Below are 18,782 nucleotides of genomic sequence, written 5' to 3' on the forward strand. Positions count from 1 at the left end.
ATGCACGTGGAAACGGCGCCATCACTTCTCCTGCTTGTCGAGCAGCATGATCGTGGCGCCGAGGATCACCGGCACCGCCGCCAGCAGCGGCCAGAAGGCGGCATGGAGGTCGGCGAAGCCCAATGCCTTGTTGAACACGCCCCGGCTGATGATGAGCATGTAGGTGGCGGGATAGACCTCGCCGATCAGGCGCGCGCTGCCTTCCATCGAGGACACCGGCGTGAGCATGCCGGCGAACTGGATCGAGGGGATCATGGTGCCGATGATGGCGAAGAACATCGCCGCGATCTGGCTGCGCGTGAAGGTCGAGGCCAGCAGCCCGATGCCGGTGGCCACCACGTTGAATACCAGCACGCCCGCCAGCAGCGCGAAGAAGTTGCCCTTGACGGGCACGCCGAACACGGTCACGGCCAGCAGCGCCATCAGCAGGAAATTGAGCATGGCCAGCAGCACGTAGGGCAGTTGCTTGCCGACCAGGAACTCGGCGCGCGTGACCGGCGTGACGTACAGGTTGAGGATGGAGCCGAGCTCCTTCTCGCGCACCACCGACAGCGCGGTGAGCATGGCCGGCAGCATCAGCAGCAGCAGCGGCACCACCGCCGGCACCATGGCGGGCAGGCTCTTGACGTCGGGGTTGTAGCGGTAGCGCGTCTCGATGGAGAACGCCGGCGCGGCGCGCTGGCCGAGCCGCTCGCGCGCCTGCGTCTCCAGCCAGTTCTGGTGCATGCCCTGCACATAGCCCTGCACGGTCTCCGCGCGCGACGGCATGGCGCCGTCGATCCACGCGCCCACCTGCACCGCCTTGCCGCGCGCGGCGTCGCGCGCGAAACCGGGCGGGATCTCGATGGCCAGCGACAGCTCGCCGCTGCGCATGCGGCGGTCCAGGTCGTCGTAGTCGGTGATGGGCGCGTGCTCGATGAAATAGCGCGAGCCGGCGATATTGAGCGCGTAGTTCTGGCTCAGCGTGGTCTGGTCGCGGTCGAGCACGGCGTAGCGCAGGTCTTCCACGTCCATGCTGATGCCGTAGCCCATCACGAACATCAGCACCACCGAGCCCACCAGCGCCAGCGTGGCGCGCACCGGGTCGCGGCGCAGCTCCAGCGTCTCGCGCCACAGGTAGCTGATCATGCGCGCCGGCGAGAAGCCGCGGTGGCGCGCGGGCGCCGCCGCGTGCGGAGCAGCCGGCGCGGCAGCGGCCACCGGCGCGGCGGACTGCGCCTCGGCCGGCGTGCCGCCGCCGGCTTCCACCAGGTAATCGATGAAGGCCTCCTCCAGCGTGGCCGCGCCGCGGTCGCCGACGATGCGCGCGGGCGGGTCGCTGACCAGCACCTTGCCGGCGTGCATGAGCGAGATGCGGTCGCAGCGCGCGGCCTCGTTCATGAAGTGGGTGGAGATGAAGATGGTGACGTGGTCCTGCCGCGACAGCGCGATCAGCAGGCGCCAGAAGCTGTCGCGCGCCACCGGGTCGACGCCGGAGGTGGGCTCGTCGAGGATCAGCAGTTCCGGCTTGTGCACCATCGCCACGGCCAGCGACAGGCGCTGGCGCATGCCCAGCGGCAGGCTGTCTGGCAGGCTGTCGAGCACGTCGCCGAGCGCGAAGCGCGCCACCATCTCGTCCACGCGCGCGGGCACCTCGCCCTCGGGCACGTGGAACAGGCGCGCGTGCAGCACCAGGTTCTGCCGCACGGTGAGCTCGCTGTAGAGCGAGAACGCCTGCGACATGTAGCCCACGCGGCGGCGCGTGTCGATGTCGCGCGGGTTCACCTCGTTGCCGAACAGCCAGGCCTGTCCTTCGCTGGCCGGCAGCAGGCCGGTGAGCATCTTCATGGTGGTGGACTTGCCGCAGCCGTTGGAGCCGAGGAAGCCGAAGATCTCGCCGCGGCGGATGCGGAAGTCCACATGGTCCACCGCCACGAAGTCGCCGAAGCGCATGGTCAGGCCCTTCGCCTCGATGGCGACCGGCGTGTCGTCGCCGATGCGCAGCGGCGCGATCTCCACCGGCTGGTAGCCCTGCTTCTTGTCGTCCGGCAGCAGGCCGACGAAGGCGGATTCGAGGTCCGCCGCGCCGGTGCGCGCGAGCAGCTCCGCGGGCGTGCCGGTGGCGAGCACCTTGCCGGCGTCCATCGCCACCAGCCAGTCGAAGCGCTGCGCCTCGTCCATGTAGGCGGTGGCCACCAGCACGCTCATGCCTGGCCGCTCGCGCCGGATGCGCGCGATCAGGTCCCAGAACTGCGCGCGCGCGAGCGGGTCCACGCCGGTGGTGGGCTCGTCCAGGATCAGCAGGTCGGGGTCGTGGATCAGCGCGCAGCACAGGCCGAGCTTCTGCTTCATGCCGCCGGAGAGCTTGCCTGCGGGCCGCGCCAGGAACTTGTACAGGCCGGTGCTGCGGGTGAGGTCGTCGATGCGGCGGCGGCGCTCGGCCGCGTCATGGCCGAACAGGCGCGCGAAGAACTGCAGGTTCTCTTCCACCGACAAGGTGGGATACAGGTTCTTGCCCAGCCCCTGCGGCATGTAGGCGATGCGCGGGCAGACCGCGTCGCGGTGCGCGCGGCTGGCCATGTCGCCGCCGAGCGCGTGCACGGTGCCCGCCTGCACCGCGCGCGCGCCGGCCACCAGCGCCAGCAGGCTCGACTTGCCGACGCCGTCCGGCCCGATCAGGCCGATCATGCGGTCGGCCGGAATGTCGAGGTCGACGTGGTCGAGCGCCACGGTCTTGCGTCCATAGTGCAGCGAGACGCCGGCCAGCCGCACCACGGCGGGAACGCGCCCGTCTGTCATGGCCTACTCCGGCAACCTGACCGCGAGGCTGGCCGGCCAGGCCACCTTCGGGTCCACGCGCACCCACGCCACGCCCGGCAGGCCGGTCTTGACCAGCTTGAGGTGCTTTTGCAGCAGCTCGCGGCTGATCTGCGCCTTGACGCGGAACATCAGCTTCTGGCGCTCGCTGGCGGTCTCCACGGTCTTGGGCGTGAACTGGGCGGTGCTGGAGACGAACGAGATGCTGGCCGGGATCACGTACTGCGGCGCGGCGTCCAGCACGATGCGCGCCTCCGCGCCCATGGCCAGCTTGCCGGCCTGCGCCTCGGGCAGGAACAGCGTCATGTAGACGTCGGACAGGTCGACCAGGTTGAGCACCTTGCCGCCGGCGGCCAGCACTTCGCCGGGCTGCGCCACGCGGTATTGCACGCGGCCGTCGCGCGGGGCCCTGAGTTCGCTGTCGGTGATGTCGGCTTCGATGCGGTTGATGGTGGCCTGGGTGGCCTGGACCGTGGAGCGCACGCCGGTCACCTGCGCGCGGGCGGCTTCCACCGCGGACTGCGCCGCCGCCACCTGCGCGCGGGCCGCCGCCACGGCGGCGCGCGCGCTGCGGGCACGGGCGCGGTCGTCGTCGAGTTCCTGGATCGAGGAGGCGCCCTCCTTCGACAGCGTCTGCGAGCGCGACAGCCGGCGCTCGGCGGCATCCAGCTCGGCCTCGCGCTGCGCCAGCAGCGCTTCCGAGGTGGCCTTGTCGCTCAGGCGCGCGGCGGCCTGCGCCTCGGCCGCGGCCACGCTGGTGATGGCCTGCTGGTGCTGGGCGCGCGCTTCGTCGCTCTGGGCCTGCAGCACCTGCACCTGCATGCGCGCCAGCGGCTGGCCGGCTTTGACGAAATCGCCCTCGAAGACCAGGATGTCGTCCACGCGGCCGGCCAGCTTGGTGGCTACGTCGACTTCGGTGGCCTCGATGCGGCCGTTGCCGCTGGTGAAGCCCGGGCCGGGCCCGGTGTCGCGCAGCGAGGTCCAGGCGTACCAGCCCCCGGCGGCGGCGGCCAGCACGGCCAGGACGGGAACCAGCTTCTTGGCAGGGAGTTTCATCGGGAATGACCTTGGCTCATTGCGTTGGCTCATTACGGGGGAGGCGCATCCGCCTGCGCGGGCCGGGCGGCGTCGATGGCGGTGCCGCCGCCGCCCAGCGCCGCATAGAGGCTCACGCGGCTGGCCAGCAGCGCGCGGCGCGACTGCACGGCCTGCTGCTCGACGGCGAGCAGGTCGCGCTCGGCGTCCAGCACTTCGAGGAAGGCGGCGGCGCCGTGGTCGTAGCGCAGCTTGGCCAGGCGCGCGCGCTCGGCCTGCGCGGCCTGGGTGGCCTGCAGGATGTCCACCTGCTCGGCCAGCCAGCGGCGCGCGGACAGCGCGTCGGCCACGTCGCGGAAGGCGCCCTGGATGGCGCGCTCGTACTGCGCCACGGCCTCGGCGCGCTGCGCCTCGGTCAGCGCGAGGTTGGCGCGCAGGCGGCCGCCCTGGAAGATCGGCAGCGTGATGCCCGGCGCGAAGTTCCACGCCAGGCTGCCGCCGCGGAACAGGCCGCTCAGGTCCGCGCTGGCGGTGGCGAGCGAGCCGGTCAGCGTGATCTGCGGGAAGAAGGCGGCACGCGCCGCGCCGATATTCGCGTTGGCCGCGCGCAGCTGGTATTCGGCGGCGATGATGTCGGGCCGGTTCTCCAGCAGCGCGGAAGGCAGGCCCGGCTCCAGTTCACGCATCAGCTCGGCGTCGCCGATCAGTCCGGTGGCGGGCGCCATGTCCACGGGCCGCCCCACCAGCAGCTCGAGCGCGTGCGCCTGCGCGGCGCGCTCCTGCTCGAGCTGCGCCGCCAGCGCGCGCGCCTGTTGCCACAGCGTGGTGACTTCGGTCAGTTCCAGCCGCGAGGCGGAGCCGACCTGCTCGCGCCGGCGGAAGATGCGCAGCGACTCGGCGCGGCTGTCGATGGTGCGCCGGGCCAGCATGATGCGCTCGTCCAGCTCGCGCAGCGCCAGGTAGGTTTGCGCGACCTGGGTGATCAGCCCTTGCCCGACCGCGCGCTGCGAGGCCTCGCTGGCCAGGTAGCTGTCCAGCGCGGCGTCCTTGAGGCTGCGCACGCGGCCCCAGAAGTCGAGCTCCCACGGGCTCAGCGCCAGGCCCACCTGGTACTGGCTGGTGATCAGCGGGCGGCCGGTGAAACTGAGGTCGCCGGGCACGCGCTGGCGCGTGTCGCCGGCCACGGCGGCGAACGAGGGAAACTGGTCGGCACGCTGGATGCCGTAGGCCGCGTAGGCCTGCGCCACGCGCGCGGCGGCGATGCGCAGGTCGCGGTTGTTGTCGAGCGCCTGCGCGATCAGCTCGCGCAAGGTGGGATCGGCGAAGTAGTCGCGCCAGTCCAGCGCGGCGGCGCTGGCGGCGGCCGGCTGCGCGGCGGCATCGGGTTCCCACGAGGCGCGCACCGGCGCCGGCGGCCGCGTATCGGGCGGCGCCATCGAGATGCAGCCGCCCAGCACGGCGGCCAGCGCCAGCGACCCCACGCACGCCAGGATACGCCTCGGGTCCGGCAGGAAGGTTGGCGTCGGGAAGAGGGCTGGTGGCATCGGTTCCGTTGGGTCCGCGCGGGACGCCGCGGTATGCGGTGCGCCCTGGAGGCTGGATGGCATCCCCGGTAGGGGACTCCTGATTCTAGAGAGGATTCCCCGGCACATATCTGATATGTATCAAATGCCGCGCCCTTCCTCGAAGGAATCCGAGAGCCGTGACGGATGCCGCGCCTCAGTCCACCCCGATCATCCGCCGCACCGCGCGCAGCAGCGCGCCGTCGCGCTCGGCAAAGGCATCCACCACGCTGAAATGATGCCTGCCCGGCATCGGCACGTGCGCCGCGCCGGGCACCGACACATTGGCCGGCCACGCCGCGCGCAGCAGCGCGGTCTGGCGGTGATACTCGCCCGACTCCAGCTCGCCCACCGCCGTCACCAGCGGCGCGGCCGTGGCCGGCAGCAGCCGCGCCGGCGACATGCGCGCCACGTCCTGCTCGGTCAGGCGCAGGTCGGCCAGGAACGGCGCGCGGCGCAGCGGTTCCAGCTCGTGCAGGCCGCTGACCGACACCGCGCCCTTCACCAGCCCGGCGGGCAGGTCGCCGGCCAGGCCCGGCCAGTGCGTGGCCAGCATCATGGCCGCCATGTTGCCGCCCACCGAATGGCCCGCGACGAAGATGCGGGCGCGGTCATGGCCGAGCCGCTCCGACTGGCGGTACAGCCAGGCCACGCTGCGCACCGCCTGCAGCAAGATGGCCGCCACCGTCACCGCCGGCGCCAGCGCGTAGTCGACCACCGCCACCGACACCCCGCAGCCCGGCAGCGCATTGGCCACCAGGCTGTGGTCGCGCTTGTCCAGCGCGCGCCAGTAACCGCCGTGCAGGAACACCAGCAGCGGCGGCGCGCTGCCCTCGGGGTCCGCGTCGGCGGGAAAATAATCGAGCCGCTCGGCATCGGCGTGCGGGCCGGGCACGGCATCGGCGTAGCTCAGGTCCTCCAGCCAGCCGGTGCGCTCGCGCACCTGGCGCGACAGTTCCGCCCAGCGGGCGATGTCGGCGGGATGGTCCGGCACCAGGGCGCGGTTGTTGTATTCGCGGTCGAAGAAGGCAGGATCCTGCGACGGCAATCGCGCAAGGCTGGCCAGGGAGGGCGGGTTCGGCATGGGTCTCCGGGGGCGTTGTACCGAAGCCGCCATTCTTTGTGTTGATGCGGCGGCCTGCGGCAAGAAGAAGGGACCGGTGCCGCGGCGTGTCCGGCCAGTCCGGTGGACTCGGGACCGTCCGGCAGCCAGGAAGAAGTCGCTGCGGCGACGACAATGCTAGCCGAGTTCGCACACGGCCTTCCAGCCGGAAAAATCCCCAAATCGGAAGGAATCGTCTGCCCGCGGGCAGCGAAGGCGGCGATCGATCCGCCGGCGCGCCACGCGGGACAGCCCGGCGGCCAAGAGCGGCAGGACAGTCGCCCCCCTGTCAGGGGGCGGCGCCCAGGTTGTGGGCGATCAGGATTTGCGGCATAATTCCCGGCTCAGCACAGTGCTGGCCCGCCGGATTCCCGGCACAAGCCGCCGGCACCCACTCCGCCCGGGTGGTGAAACAGGTAGACGCAGGGGACTCAAAATCCCCCGCCGCAAGGCGTGTCGGTTCGAGTCCGACCCCGGGCACCAACAGCACGTCCAACAACCTCCATAGCCGTCCAAGAACCCCGCATTAGCCCCTGATTTTGCTGGGTTTTTTCCTTTTTGGCATCCGACGATGTCCAACTAGATCCGAAAAAGCTGATGGTATATTCGTTGGTACCTACTCCACCCCTGTTGGTATCAATCGCCCCATGAGCCTCACCGACCTAGCTGTGCGCAACGCCAAGCCCCTGGACAAGCCGTACAAGATGACTGACGGCGACGGCATGTTCCTGTTGGTACAGCCGAACGGCGGAAAATATTGGCGACTCGCCTACCGCTACCTCGGCAAGCAAAAGACATTGGCCCTGGGCGTCTACCCCGAAGTGAGTCTGGCCTCGGCCCGACAGCGGCGAGCGGAGGCACGCGAGAAACTGGCGGCAGGATTTGACCCTGGTGAGCTCAAGAAAAGCGACAAGCGCACTGCGCGCCTGGCAGCGGAAAACTCGTTCGAGGTGGTTGCAAACGCATGGCTAAAGGAGCACGGAAGCACCGTGACCCCCAAACAATGCGAAAAAACACTCTCGCGCCTCAAGAACGATGTCTATCCCTGGCTGGGAAAGCGCCCGATTACCGAAATCGAGGCCCCAGAGATCCTGGCAGTGCTGAAACGGATTGATGGCCGGGGAGCGCGCTTTACCGCGCACCGCGTGCGCAGCGAAATCGGCCGAGTGTTTCTCTACGGCGTCAAGGAAGGGCTCTGCACCAGTAACCCCGCCGCGGCTCTGGTCAAGGCGATCCCACCAGCGAAGGCCACGCACTTTGCGTCGATCACCGAACCGGCGAAGGTTGGTGAAATGCTCCGCGCCTTCGATGGTTTCAGCGGCACCTTCACGGTTCTATGCGCCCTCAAGCTGGCGCCGCTAGTATTCGTCCGGCCGGGGGAATTGCGCAAGGCAGAATGGGCTCAATTCGACCTTGAGAAAGGGGAGTGGCGCTATCTGGTCACAAAGACCAAAACGGAACACCTCGTTCCGCTCGCCACGCAGGTCGTCCAAATTCTCAAAGAACTGCAAGCAGTGACGGGTAACGAGCGATATGTGTTTCCGGGGGCTCGCTCCAGGCAGCGCCCTATGAGCGATGCTGCGATCAACGCCGCGCTGCGCCGGCTCGGCTACGACACGCGCACGGAGATTACCGGTCACGGCTTCCGTGCGATGGCTCGCACCATTCTTCATGAAGAACTGGAGCAAAAGCCCGAGGTGATCGAGCACCAGCTCGCGCACACGGTCCCCGATGCACTCGGCGCGGCATACAACCGCACTAAATTCATTAAGGACCGGCGAGTGATGATGCAGAAGTGGGCAGACTATCTGGATCAACTCAAGGCTGGGGCGAAGATCATCCCGTTGCTGGCGGTAAGTTAAGCCACGCGCAACATGAACTGATGGCGGCTGGATCCTCATTGATGCGCATGATGCGCGCTCAGCTACGAATCCGTGTTGTCCAGTGGCTGGAGCGGCCCCCTGAGACGCTGGACACAGTCCCCCACTTACAATAGCGGATAGTTGGCTCTTCTTGCTTCTAAGCGGTCACACAGATCAGCGAAAAACCTTTCTTTTTGCCCGACGCGCCCGCGGCTCGCGCATAGTCCCAGCTAGTTAACGGCAGCCATGCCGCACGACTTCACCCCGCTTTAGGAGGGCGGCCGTTCCAGGGGTCATCCCGCAAAATCGGGGGCCGCGCAGCGGCTGCATGCCGCGCTCGCGCGCATGAGTTGCCGCCAGCTGGCGGCGATTTCCCTCTTGAAACGACAAGAACGACGGATGAGCATAAGCCCGGAATCCCCGCGAGACATCTACCTGAACGTCTCGCGCGAAGTAGAGAGTATTTTGCGAAGGCTTGGCAGCGCATCGGAGGACCAGCAGGTATCGGAGGCCAAGAAGAATACCCGCGCCATCCTCGAGAAGTTCCAGCGAGACATCGAAGGCAATATCGCCGGGCTCGAGCGCCATGCCGAATGGGACACCTTCACCATCGCCTTTTACGGCGAAACCAATGCCGGCAAGTCGACCATCATCGAGACGCTGCGCATCATGCTGGGGGAACAGAGCAAGGCTAAGGCTCAGCAGGCCTTCCGGACACTGCGGGAAGAACTTGGCGTCAGCGAGGAGAATCTCGAGGCCCTGCGCCAACGAATCCGGCAGGGCGACGCACTGCTTACCGAGTTGCAGGCGCGCCTTGACGGACTCGTGCCGTACTATGATGAGCAGGAGCAGGCCTGCCGCGACGAGATCCACCGCCTGCATGCGCTGGTGGTCGAGAAAAAGAGAACGGCGACACTCTGGCAGAAGTTCCTGAACCGGCTGCGCCAGTCGCCTGAAGAACAGACCTTCACCGGCGCAGAAGCCGGCCTGCGGGCCCTGCTCGCCGAGAGGAACGGCGCCGTCGAAGACGTCGCGCGGCAGCAGCGCGAGACGCTGGATACAAAGCAAGCTGCCGAACGAGAACTCGAACGCGTGGAGCGCGACCAGCACAAGCTGGAAGCGCTGGCCGACGGCGTAATCATCGGTAACGGGCGCTCCGACTATACGCTCGAGACCCGAGGCTACGCATTCGAAGCCGGTGGCCACAAATTCACCTTGCTCGACGTTCCCGGCATCGAAGGCAAGGAAGCCATGGTCATGGACGGCATCCGCTCGGCAGTGCAGAAGGCCCACGCCGTATTCTATGTGACGGGCAAAGCTGCGGCTCCGCAGAAAGGCGACGAGCATACCAAGGGCACGTTGGAGAAGATCAAGGAACACCTCGGCGCGCAGACCGAGGTCTGGACCCTCTTCAACAAGCGCATCACCAACCCCATGCAGCTAGAGAAGGGCGGGCTCGCCAGCCAGGACGAACTCGAGAGCCTGCAGGACCTCGACGAAAAAATGCGCGAGCAGCTCGGCGAGCACTACCAGCGCGTCATCCCGCTGAGTGCCCAGCCCGCGTTCCTAGCCGTTGCCGACTGCCTGGTGCCCGGCTCACAGAATGCCAAGAGCAAGGACAAGTTCCTCGCCAGGCTCAAGCCCCAAGAACTGCTGCAGCGCTCGAACATGGAGCAGTTTCGCGAGCTTCTGGCCGGCAACCTTGTGCACGACTACAAGACCAAGATCAGGCGCTCCAATTTCAACAAGGCCAACCAAGTGGTCAAGACGGCGTCGGATGAGGTCGCCAGGATCCAGCGTGATTCGTTCAAGCCGCTGGGACAGCAGCTAAAGCAGGACGCAAATGGCTCCCGCGAGCAACTGACCATCGCGCTCCGAACGCTTAAAACACGCCTGGAAACGGAAGGTGAACGGACGATCACCGGTTTCAAGAACGCCGTGCGCAGGCGCATTTACGCACGCATCGAGTCCGACATCGGCAACGATACCTTCAAGAACGCGCTCGAATCCTGCATCAGGACCGAGCAGGCCAGCCTAGAACAGCGCCTGCCCGGGCTGATGGAGGCCGAACTGAATACCTTCAAGGCGGAGATCGCAGAGGTCGTCGAGCAGTTCCAGCAATATGCCAGCGAGTTGGTTGAGACCTACGGCAAGATCGGCATGGGCCAGTTGGACAGCTCGTTCGAGCTGAAGATCAGCATTGACAACGGTCTCAAGATATCCAACCTGCTTGGCTCGCTGGTCGGCGGAGTGCTGATGATCTGGAACCCGGCCGGGTGGGTCGCGCTGACGATCGGCGCCATTACGCTGCTGGTCAGCCTCGGCAAGGCCCTCGTCGGCTTCTTCAGCTCCAGCTACAAAATGTCCCAACAGCGCAAGTCGGCCGACCAGAACCTGGAGACCATCGCAGACAAGATGCGCGACTCGCTGCGCGGAAGCCTGGCCGTCGCCTTCCGCGAACTGGAGGAAAACGTCGAGATCATCAAGGAAGCGCTGAACGAGCCTGTCCGCCAGGTTGACGAAATCAGTGCGACGCTCCTCAAGTCCGTGGCAGAGCTAAAGAAACTATCCAAAACCATCGAAGCCGTAGGTGCACAGTAAATGGAAAAGACCCTAGACACCTTCAAGGCGCAACAATCCCGCGCCCTGGACATCTTGGAGAAGCTTCAGGGCTTCCTGCAACAAGGCGAAAGCGTCGGCGTGCAGATCGATCCGAACCTAAAGGCCAAACTGCAAACGGCCATCCAGGACGTAGCCGAAGAAAAGCTCAGGATTGCACTAGTTGGCGGCTTCTCGGAGGGCAAGACCTCTATCGCTGCGGCCTGGATGGAGCAACTGGACAAGTCCACCATGAAGATCAGCCACAAGGAATCGTCCAACGAAGTGAAGGTGTACGACGTGGGCTCCGATTTCGTACTGATCGACACCCCCGGGCTGTTCGGCTTCAAGGAACAATACAATGCGCAAACCCACCTCGTGGAGAAGTACAAGGACATCACCAAGAAGTACGTGAGCGAAGCCCACCTAGTGCTGTACGTAATGAACTCGACCAACCCCATTAAGGAAAGCCACAAGGAAGACCTGATGTGGCTGTTCCGCACGCTGGACCTCCTGCCGCGCACGGTGTTCGTGCTGAGCCGCTTCGACGAAGTCGCCGACGTGGAAGACGAGCGAGAGTACCGGGAAAGCCTGGCGGTCAAGCGCGACAACGTCAGCGACCGCCTGCGCAACCTGATCTGCCTGGACGCCGTCGAGACGGCCGCTCTGGCGATCGTCGCTGTGGCGGCGAACCCGTTCGACATGGGCACTGAGTACTGGCTGTCAAACCTGGACAAGTTCAAGACCCTCTCCCACATCGCCACGCTGCAAGCAGCCACGTCAGAGAAAGTCAAGGCCAACGGCGGCGCCGCAGCCATTGCCGAGGCCACAAAAGCGAGCATCATCCGCGACGTCCTGACCAAACAGCTGCCAGTGGCGGTCGCCAACGACGAGAAGATCGGCCGTGAGGTGGACAAGCTCGAAGCGATGAACACCAGGCTGGCCCGCCAGCTCGCTTCGACCGAGGGCAAGATCTCGGCGGTGCGCGTAAGCCTGCGCGAGTTCGTCTCCGACTACTTCACGGACCTGATCCTGCAGGCAAAGGGGGCGAGCCTGGCCACCTTCACCGAATTCTTCGAGCGCGAAGTGGGCAACAACGGCATTGTGCTGACGACGCGTCTGCAGAACGAGTTCGAGCGCCAACTGCAGGCGGTCACCCTGGAAGTCAGCAGGATGAAAATCGGTTTCAACACAGAAATCAACCACTTCAATAGTGCGGTCAAAGTGCTCGGTAAGCAGGGCCTTGACTACATGCTTAAGAGCAACCTGATCAATAACTCCACGGTGCTGGCGACGCGGGATGGCATCGTCGCCATTGCAAAAACGGTCGGGGTAGACTTGGGCAAGATGCTGAAATTCAAGCCCTGGGGAGCCGTCAATCTGGCCAAAGGAATCAACGGCGTGCTGGCCTTCGCGGGCCTAGCCCTGGAGGCCTGGGATAGCTGGGAGCAGGCCAAGCGCGAGGAGAAGTTCCGCGAGTCGATCGAGATGATGGTCGCAAACTTCAACAACCAGCGGATGGAACTGCTGCAGTTGATCGACGGGGTGCACTTCGTCGACCACTTCTTCTCCGAATACATCGAACTACGCAGCAACGTGGCGGAGGTGCAACTGGACGTGGTGCAGCGTCGGCAGCAGCGCGACCGCTTCAATGCATGGCGCCAAGCGGGCGAGGCCATCGACGCCGAGTTCACCGTCCTGCAGGACTGATCTGTTCAGGTCGTGCTTGCGCGCAAAGCGCGCCAATGACATCGTCGACGACAACAGCGTCTGCACCATCTGGCATCTGTACTCCGCCGAGAAGCGGCGCCTTGGCTCCCAACGATAACGACCTTCTTGATCCTTAGCAGACTCCGACATAGATCCCCACTTATCGATAGGTGGGGACTTATTGTTCTTATCGATGCTTCAGCGTCTAGACGGTGCTGCCCGGGCGCTTACCCTAAACATGAACCTTCGCACTATTTTCTTCGGAACCATTGCACTCCTGAGCCTCGCCTTCGGTATCAAAGACTTATTTCATCAAGCGTACTTTGGCGCCGTATCTGGAATTCTCGTTGCGGTGTCAATGGGCTTGATTGCCTTAACGGGCGAGAGCATCTTTGAAGAGAGCTCGCTTGCACAAGTCATCGTACTAGCTGCAGGGGCACTTGGCATTCCTGGCTTGTTCCTTGACAAAAGCCCTTTCTCGGTTGACAAGCAACGAGCACATGCGGAACTAACTCGATCGTTTGCGGAGCTGGTCGCAGATGACCGCGCCCTCAGGACACCTGTAGAGGCCCAACTGGCCAAAGCCGGGCTATTTGCTTGTGCCGGCAAGGAGTACTCCGACTTAGCGAATGTTGCCATGTCGGCCGGTAAGCAAATTCATCTCGGTCCCGTAACCTCTACGCTTGACAGAACATATTCTGAAGCGCTAGGCACCGCCCCAGCGGACGGTTGTCTGGGAGCCTTCCGGATGCTGTACAAGATGAACCCACAGGCATTCACGCTCTTGGAAGTCGATACCGCAAAGCAATTGCTCAAGGATGAAGGCTAATCTTTCGGAGCGAGAATCCATAGGTCTCCCTCTCTACTCCCCTTTGCCGTTTATTAACCCCATACTTCCATCTTCAGGCCTCGCGACGATGGGGCACCACGGCATCGTCACACACTAATCCGCCCAATCCTCATGCCGTACCGGCAGTCGATTCACCTCGTCCCGAATCTGCCGCCATTGCGGTATGAACCTGTCCATCAGGGACTGAATCCGTGAACCGCAGGACCACATCAGTTTCAACGTAAAGACATGCCCAGATGTCCCAGCCGTGCCTTCAGGCATCAGTGGGATGAGACGAAATAGTCAGCCGACAGTTCCGCCTCCCCGCTCCATCGATAAGCCACGAGTGGGCCACCGTTGCCCGCGCTGTAATCGACGCACACCACGGCCGACGACAAGACATCCGGCCTGCCGGTCATCCAGTAATGCCCGACGAAGACGGGCTTGTCGTCAGCGTAGGAAACCCTTGCACTCCCGGGAAGATCGGCATCTGGAAGCTGAACTCTGGTTTCGTGAGAAACCATGGCCGCCTGGCGATAATTGGTGGCTGACCCGTCCCACCAGCGAATACGGGCCTCATGTCGGGTATGTCCCGATTTGTCCTTGAAAGTGCGACCGGGCGGGAGCGGGACTTCCACACCCTTCAGAAGCGTTTCGACCAGACGGTATTCCAGCGTATCTTTGCGGCTCGCCTTGACCATCATCTCGATATCCAGCAGACGTCCGGGCCTCAGAAGTGGCTCAAGCTCCGCAATTGCGTCGGAGTGCCAGCAAGCATGAATCACCCTCAGTTCGGGGAGATCCAGCCAGAGAGGCAGGGAAAGAAACCACTCGATGATCTCGGCGTGGAGATCGGAGTTGCGCTCCACCTCATCGAGGAATGCCTGATGCTGTTTCCTGTTCTTCTGCCCCACTTCACCTTCGCGGGTGCGAAGGTATTTGTCGCTTTGGTCAGGATCTCGCAGATACCAGGCGATGGCATTGAATTCATGATTTCCCATGACGGCCAGTGCGCTGCCGGCCTGCACCATGGGGCGCACGATGTTGATCGTTTCTAGCTGATGCGGCCCGCGGTCAATGAAATCACCAACGAAGATGGCGGTCCGCTCCGGGTGCCGAAATGCCCCTTCTCGTTCGATGTAACCCAGGCGCACCAAGAGTGATTGAAGCTTGCGCGCCTCGCCATGGACGTCGCCGATAATGTCATAACCCATCATTGCTTTGTTCCGATATTTCTCAGGGGCCAACGCTTCTCGCGCCCTGGAACCTGCGCATAACCCTTGCCGCTTTGCGCTGGCAAGCTGCGATGAAACGTGGCATTGATAATCGTTAGTTCTGGACGCAGTAATTTCCCGCGCTGTGATACCCCGAAGGACACGGTCCGTTCTTGGGAATCACATTCTTCGGATTTGCGCTGTTGGCTATGCAATAGTTGCCTTCGCTATGCCAACCCGGCGGACAGGTGCCGTTCTTTGGAATAGCGGGTTTCGCGTTTGCGTTTGGCACGCACGTGTTGCCGGCAGAATGGTAACCAGGCGGACAGGATCCGTTCTTGGGGATCGGCATAGCTTGCATTGTCATGGACTTTTCCTTTTCATTCGGCGTTAATGGCGCCGCCGAACGCGCCTTGGGGATTAAAAGTCGGAAGGTGTCGAAAAATCCAGAACTGAATTTCCGCGGAAGCAACAGGATGAGTCCCCCAATTCATTTATTCTAATACATTTTTCTCGCACGTATTGCGGAACATAAGAGATTCCGAAAAATTAGAACAGCAAAAAAATGTGCCCTTAGCGTGCCTTTGACGGCACCACTAGGAACCGATCGAAAGAGGCCATATCCGATGGCAAGAAGTTGAGGCGCGCACCATCAACCTAACAGAGCAGCGAGTCCTGGAGGCTCGTAAACCTCACTGGGGCGAGCGCAATTATCTCGACCACATCCGGGCCTCGGCCGAACGCACGGAAAAACAACAGGCAAGAGTGCTGGCGTGCTTCCTATCAGTCCCCCTGAACAAGTTCACAAGTCAAGTCCTCGCGGACATGATGAACAACGAAAGAGCCAAGCGACCGACTGCAGTCAGCCAAGCGTACCGCTACCTTAGAGCCTTCATTCGTTGGCTACAGGACGTACCTCCGTACCAAGGAATTGTGCCGGCAGATCTTTACAAATCCCGCCAAATCCGCGATGGATTGCCGAAAGCCAAAGTTAAGGACGGGGACTGCCTGGAGCGCTTGCACCTTGCCGCATGGTTCCGAGAAGTTCAGGCGATCTCGAATCCAATCATCTCCGCTTACCTGCAGGGCTTGCTTCTGACAGGCGCGCGCCGCGAAGAACTTGCGAAGCTCGAATGGAAAGATGTCGACCTAAAAGCCCGCCGCATGACGCTGGACGACAAGGTGGACAAGGACAATGGACGCACCATACCCATTCCGCCCTATCTCGCCTCCCTTTTCGGCAAGCTCAAAACTCAAGGTGAAGCCTATGCCCAGAAAAAAGAGCGCGCTCCATCTCCCTACGTTTTCGAAAGCAAGTCAGCTGACCGTGGCTACATCGCGGAACCCCGCATTGCTCACAACCAAGCTCTGGAGCGCGCAGAATTAGCGCATGTCAGCCTGCATGGCCTACGCCGCTCCTTTGCCACGTTGGCGGAAGAATCTGGCGCGGCAAGCGGACTGATTGCTCAAATCCAGGGTCACCGGCCATCGGCCATCGCCGAGAAACACTACAAACGCCGATCGCAGGAGGTTTTGCTGGATTGGCACACCAAGATCGAAGCCTGGTTCCTCGAACAGGCCCGCATTCCATTTGAATATACCGAACCAGTCAAGAATTACCTCGCAGATCTGCGACGCACTAGCACGAACGGAAATTGATCCTCCGTTGCCCCGTCTACCCGCAGTTCAAGACCGAGATTGACGACCTCGGCATCCATTTCCTGCACATCCGCTCGAAGCACCAGGACGCGATGCCGCTGATCATGACGCACGACTGGCCCAGCTCTATCGTGGAGTTCCTAGAAACCATCGATCCGTTGATTAATTCGACCGCACATGGCGGCACGTCCAAGGATGCATCCCATATTGTGTTGCCGTCGCTCGCTGGCTATGGCTTCAGCGATAAGACCCGCTTCCCAGCTCGCTCCTATCATCAAGGCACTGGATGCTCGCGGCAGGGGCAGCGCTGACGAGAATGCAGCGCCACGGAGGCCGGTGGCATCGGCGCGAACCGCGCGTGCTCAAATTGGCCTGCGGCCGCCCGCTGCCTCAGTGGGAGGCCAGTGCGGCGTCGAGGTGCGTGCGGTACCTCGACGCTGCCCGGACTGGACCCATCTACCGGGACACGCTGCTAACGCGCCATCACATGCTAGCGCCCCCGATGGCCATGCGGCCGCACAGTTCCTACGCCTGCTGCGCGCGCGGTGGTCTCGGTGCCGTAGGAAAGCTGGCTGATGAGCCGGTCCAACGCCAGGATGCCGACCACCAGCCGGTGCCAGGCTCTGTCAACAGCATCCGCGCATAGCTCATGGACCGCAAGGCCACCAGCCGACGCGGCAGGCCGAGATAGAGCGCGATGAACAACACCAGCATGGCGGCCACGAAAGCTTTGAAGGAAAAGAGCCAGTCTCTTCCGGAAGGCTAAGTCATCATCGCGGTCAGGACTCCGCGCTGCCGGGGAGGGCGATGTTGCCGGCGCTGTCGCGCGCCGCAGCTGCAGCGCGCGACAGCGCGTCGAGCACGCGCAGCGCACCCTCGAAATCCTGTCCGCTGAGACCCGCGAACACACCCTACCGTCGCACTTAGCCAGTTCCCGCAACATCAGCTCAAGTTTCCATGCCTAGCCCGCACGCGAGCGATTCTCGATTGCCGCGAAGCAGTGGCAAGCCGTAACCAAGCATGAATAGCGCAGCTTCGACCTTACGTAGACCCTGCGCGCCAGCACACCACAGCGCATCCGACGAAAGACGCGCGGCTCCCAGTACCCAGCTCGCCCGCACATTCGCTTTGGCCCAAGCCGCGTCATCATCATTTTTCAATTTGCCGAACACGAAGCCGTCGCCGGATGGATTCCTCCGAATAGGCTACCAGGGCAATCCACTTGGATCGCCCCGCCCTCACCCGACTTCAGGACGCCTTGCGGAAACCCGCCGTACCAAAGAACACATTGGGCTTGCAATAGACAGCAAGCAGCAGGCAGCCCTCATCCGAATGCGTCTCGTGCAGCTAGCCAGGCTGCCGCCAAACGAATTGACCCGCGCGGCAGATGCCGTCGTGGTCGTAAAACGATCCCTCCAAGACATAGCTCTGCTCGATTTCCGGATGCTTGTGGAAAGGCAGAACCGCGCCCGGCTCCCACTTCAGCAGCACTGTCATCTCGCCTGCTTCGTCGTTGCGATAGCCGATCCAGAGGAACGTCCCATCACAACGATGGAACGCCTCTACTCGACGACAGCCGCTGTCGAAGCGCTTGTCGTAGATGAGGGCGATATCGTGACGGGTGATGGCGTGATTCTCGGGATCGATACGACTCCCTATCTGCTTGAGCGCTATCTTGGACCAGAGGTTTGCAGTGAGACCGCGCAGATCATGGAATACGGCGCCGCGCTTCGCGCCAATCAAAGCCGACTCCCTACGCGCCTCGCAAAGTAAAGCCCATACATAGGCTCGTATGATGGAGATATCCTTCTCACGACGGGCTGGCGGCCATTAGCACGTCACCTCACAGTCCGTCGTGCCGTGATTTGACCCCACGGCATTTTTCTTCCGACCGCGCAGTGAGACTGCGCGTTTTTTTGCACGACACACATCCATGTATCTGCAGCGGTGGATCGCAAAGCGCAACTTGATAGTGGATGCGCTACAGCGCCTAACAAGGCTCGCAATGCGCCGTAGTAGCCCTGCAGCATCGGCGCTCGTTTGCGAGCTGACCACCGCACAAAGCGGAGCCTCACGCCACATGACGTCCGACGTGTTCGCTAGTGAGTCCACGGAGGAATGCGAGTGAACACAAGAACACCTCTCTGCAGTGATGTCTGGGTGGCCATCTGTACGGATGTGCTCAAGCAGTACCCTCAAGACTTCTAAACGAGATGTTCTACCAGAGAAACGAGATTCTCTCGTGTAGTACTTTCGATTCTCGATCCGACGGCGCCACATAACTCACTCCTCATCGCCAGCAGCGCACATATCTGCATCAGGACCAACTATGGGGTGCATTGACCATAATGATAGCACCGGCTATCATTAGAATATGCGGTCCCGATAGTACTTTTAGCCTCCGACACGGCAGTT

General features: G+C 63.2%; 13 protein-coding genes and 1 tRNA gene. 7 read left to right on the forward strand and 7 right to left on the reverse strand.

What is annotated here, in order from left to right:
* Positions 1-21 precede the first annotated feature (21 nt).
* The 4 genes from rbbA to ACKI2N_RS15395 form a co-directional block, all read right to left on the reverse strand.
* A complete protein-coding gene (gene rbbA / locus ACKI2N_RS15380) occupies positions 22-2,778 on the reverse strand; it encodes a ribosome-associated ATPase/putative transporter RbbA (RefSeq protein ID WP_420993678.1) in 2,757 nt (918 codons plus the stop codon).
* 3 nt (positions 2,779-2,781) lie between these two features.
* Positions 2,782-3,852: an HlyD family secretion protein gene (locus ACKI2N_RS15385; protein ID WP_420993677.1), complete on the reverse strand. Its 1,071-nt coding sequence runs from the start codon at positions 3,850-3,852 to the stop codon at positions 2,782-2,784.
* Positions 3,853-3,884: 32 nt separating this feature from the next.
* Positions 3,885-5,375 carry an efflux transporter outer membrane subunit gene (locus ACKI2N_RS15390; protein WP_420993676.1) on the reverse strand — a complete coding sequence of 497 codons (1,491 nt, stop codon included), beginning with the start codon at positions 5,373-5,375 and terminating at the stop codon, positions 3,885-3,887.
* 175 nt (positions 5,376-5,550) lie between these two features.
* A complete protein-coding gene (locus ACKI2N_RS15395; protein ID WP_420993675.1) occupies positions 5,551-6,477 on the reverse strand; it encodes an alpha/beta hydrolase in 927 nt (308 codons plus the stop codon).
* A 416-nt stretch (positions 6,478-6,893) separates the two neighbouring features.
* Here ACKI2N_RS15395 and ACKI2N_RS15400 point away from each other — a divergent pair.
* From ACKI2N_RS15400 to ACKI2N_RS15420, 5 genes are all read left to right on the forward strand, one after another.
* Positions 6,894-6,978, forward strand: a tRNA-Leu gene (locus tag ACKI2N_RS15400).
* A gap of 164 nt (positions 6,979-7,142) precedes the next feature.
* The gene (locus tag ACKI2N_RS15405) at positions 7,143-8,357 is read left to right on the forward strand and encodes a tyrosine-type recombinase/integrase (RefSeq protein ID WP_420993674.1); all 1,215 of its coding nucleotides are present in this window, start codon (positions 7,143-7,145) and stop codon (positions 8,355-8,357) included.
* Between the two features lie 378 nt (positions 8,358-8,735).
* On the forward strand, positions 8,736-10,958 hold the full coding sequence (locus ACKI2N_RS15410) for a hypothetical protein (protein WP_420993673.1): 2,223 nt from the start codon (positions 8,736-8,738) through the stop codon (positions 10,956-10,958).
* Positions 10,959-12,665 (forward strand): LeoA/HP0731 family dynamin-like GTPase, encoded by a 1,707-nt coding sequence (locus tag ACKI2N_RS15415; protein ID WP_420993672.1) that lies wholly within the window; start codon positions 10,959-10,961, stop codon positions 12,663-12,665. It abuts the gene before it with no gap.
* Positions 12,666-12,903: 238 nt separating this feature from the next.
* On the forward strand, positions 12,904-13,494 hold the full coding sequence (locus ACKI2N_RS15420; protein WP_420993671.1) for a hypothetical protein: 591 nt from the start codon (positions 12,904-12,906) through the stop codon (positions 13,492-13,494).
* A gap of 281 nt (positions 13,495-13,775) precedes the next feature.
* Here ACKI2N_RS15420 and ACKI2N_RS15425 read toward each other — a convergent pair whose 3' ends face one another.
* Positions 13,776-14,711, reverse strand: coding sequence for a metallophosphoesterase (locus ACKI2N_RS15425; protein WP_420993670.1), 936 nt, complete (start codon positions 14,709-14,711; stop codon positions 13,776-13,778).
* Positions 14,712-15,533: 822 nt separating this feature from the next.
* Between ACKI2N_RS15425 and ACKI2N_RS15430 the strand changes: the two genes are divergently transcribed.
* The gene (locus tag ACKI2N_RS15430) at positions 15,534-16,367 is read left to right on the forward strand and encodes a tyrosine-type recombinase/integrase (RefSeq protein ID WP_420993669.1); all 834 of its coding nucleotides are present in this window, start codon (positions 15,534-15,536) and stop codon (positions 16,365-16,367) included.
* Complete coding sequence (locus ACKI2N_RS15435; RefSeq protein ID WP_420993668.1) at positions 16,364-16,678, forward strand: epoxide hydrolase N-terminal domain-containing protein; 315 nt, start codon at positions 16,364-16,366, stop codon at positions 16,676-16,678. The genes ACKI2N_RS15430 and ACKI2N_RS15435 overlap by 4 nt, the downstream gene beginning before the upstream one ends.
* Positions 16,679-17,314: 636 nt before the next feature.
* Here ACKI2N_RS15435 and ACKI2N_RS15440 read toward each other — a convergent pair.
* Positions 17,315-17,539 carry a hypothetical protein gene (locus ACKI2N_RS15440; RefSeq protein ID WP_426989912.1) on the reverse strand — a complete coding sequence of 75 codons (225 nt, stop codon included), beginning with the start codon at positions 17,537-17,539 and terminating at the stop codon, positions 17,315-17,317.
* Between the two features lie 175 nt (positions 17,540-17,714).
* Positions 17,715-18,110: a cupin domain-containing protein gene (locus ACKI2N_RS15445; RefSeq protein ID WP_420993667.1), complete on the reverse strand. Its 396-nt coding sequence runs from the start codon at positions 18,108-18,110 to the stop codon at positions 17,715-17,717.
* Between the last annotated feature and the right edge of the window lie 672 nt (positions 18,111-18,782).

It is taken from the genome of Cupriavidus sp. 30B13 (assembly GCF_049059565.2).
Taxonomy (GTDB): domain Bacteria; phylum Pseudomonadota; class Gammaproteobacteria; order Burkholderiales; family Burkholderiaceae; genus Cupriavidus.

What these genes read in the sequence shown, in the direction of transcription:
- ACKI2N_RS15430 (WP_420993669.1), top strand. Translation starts at nt 15,534, where the DNA reads ATGATGAACAACGAAAGAGCCAAGCGACCGACTGCAGTCAGCCAAGCG.
- rbbA (WP_420993678.1), bottom strand. Translation starts at nt 2,778, where the DNA reads ATGACAGACGGGCGCGTTCCCGCCGTGGTGCGGCTGGCCGGCGTCTCG.
- ACKI2N_RS15405 (WP_420993674.1), top strand. Translation starts at nt 7,143, where the DNA reads ATGAGCCTCACCGACCTAGCTGTGCGCAACGCCAAGCCCCTGGACAAG.
- ACKI2N_RS15385 (WP_420993677.1), bottom strand. Translation starts at nt 3,852, where the DNA reads ATGAAACTCCCTGCCAAGAAGCTGGTTCCCGTCCTGGCCGTGCTGGCC.
- ACKI2N_RS15395 (WP_420993675.1), bottom strand. Translation starts at nt 6,477, where the DNA reads ATGCCGAACCCGCCCTCCCTGGCCAGCCTTGCGCGATTGCCGTCGCAG.
- ACKI2N_RS15390 (WP_420993676.1), bottom strand. Translation starts at nt 5,375, where the DNA reads ATGCCACCAGCCCTCTTCCCGACGCCAACCTTCCTGCCGGACCCGAGG.
- ACKI2N_RS15425 (WP_420993670.1), bottom strand. Translation starts at nt 14,711, where the DNA reads ATGATGGGTTATGACATTATCGGCGACGTCCATGGCGAGGCGCGCAAG.
- ACKI2N_RS15415 (WP_420993672.1), top strand. Translation starts at nt 10,959, where the DNA reads ATGGAAAAGACCCTAGACACCTTCAAGGCGCAACAATCCCGCGCCCTG.
- ACKI2N_RS15420 (WP_420993671.1), top strand. Translation starts at nt 12,904, where the DNA reads ATGAACCTTCGCACTATTTTCTTCGGAACCATTGCACTCCTGAGCCTC.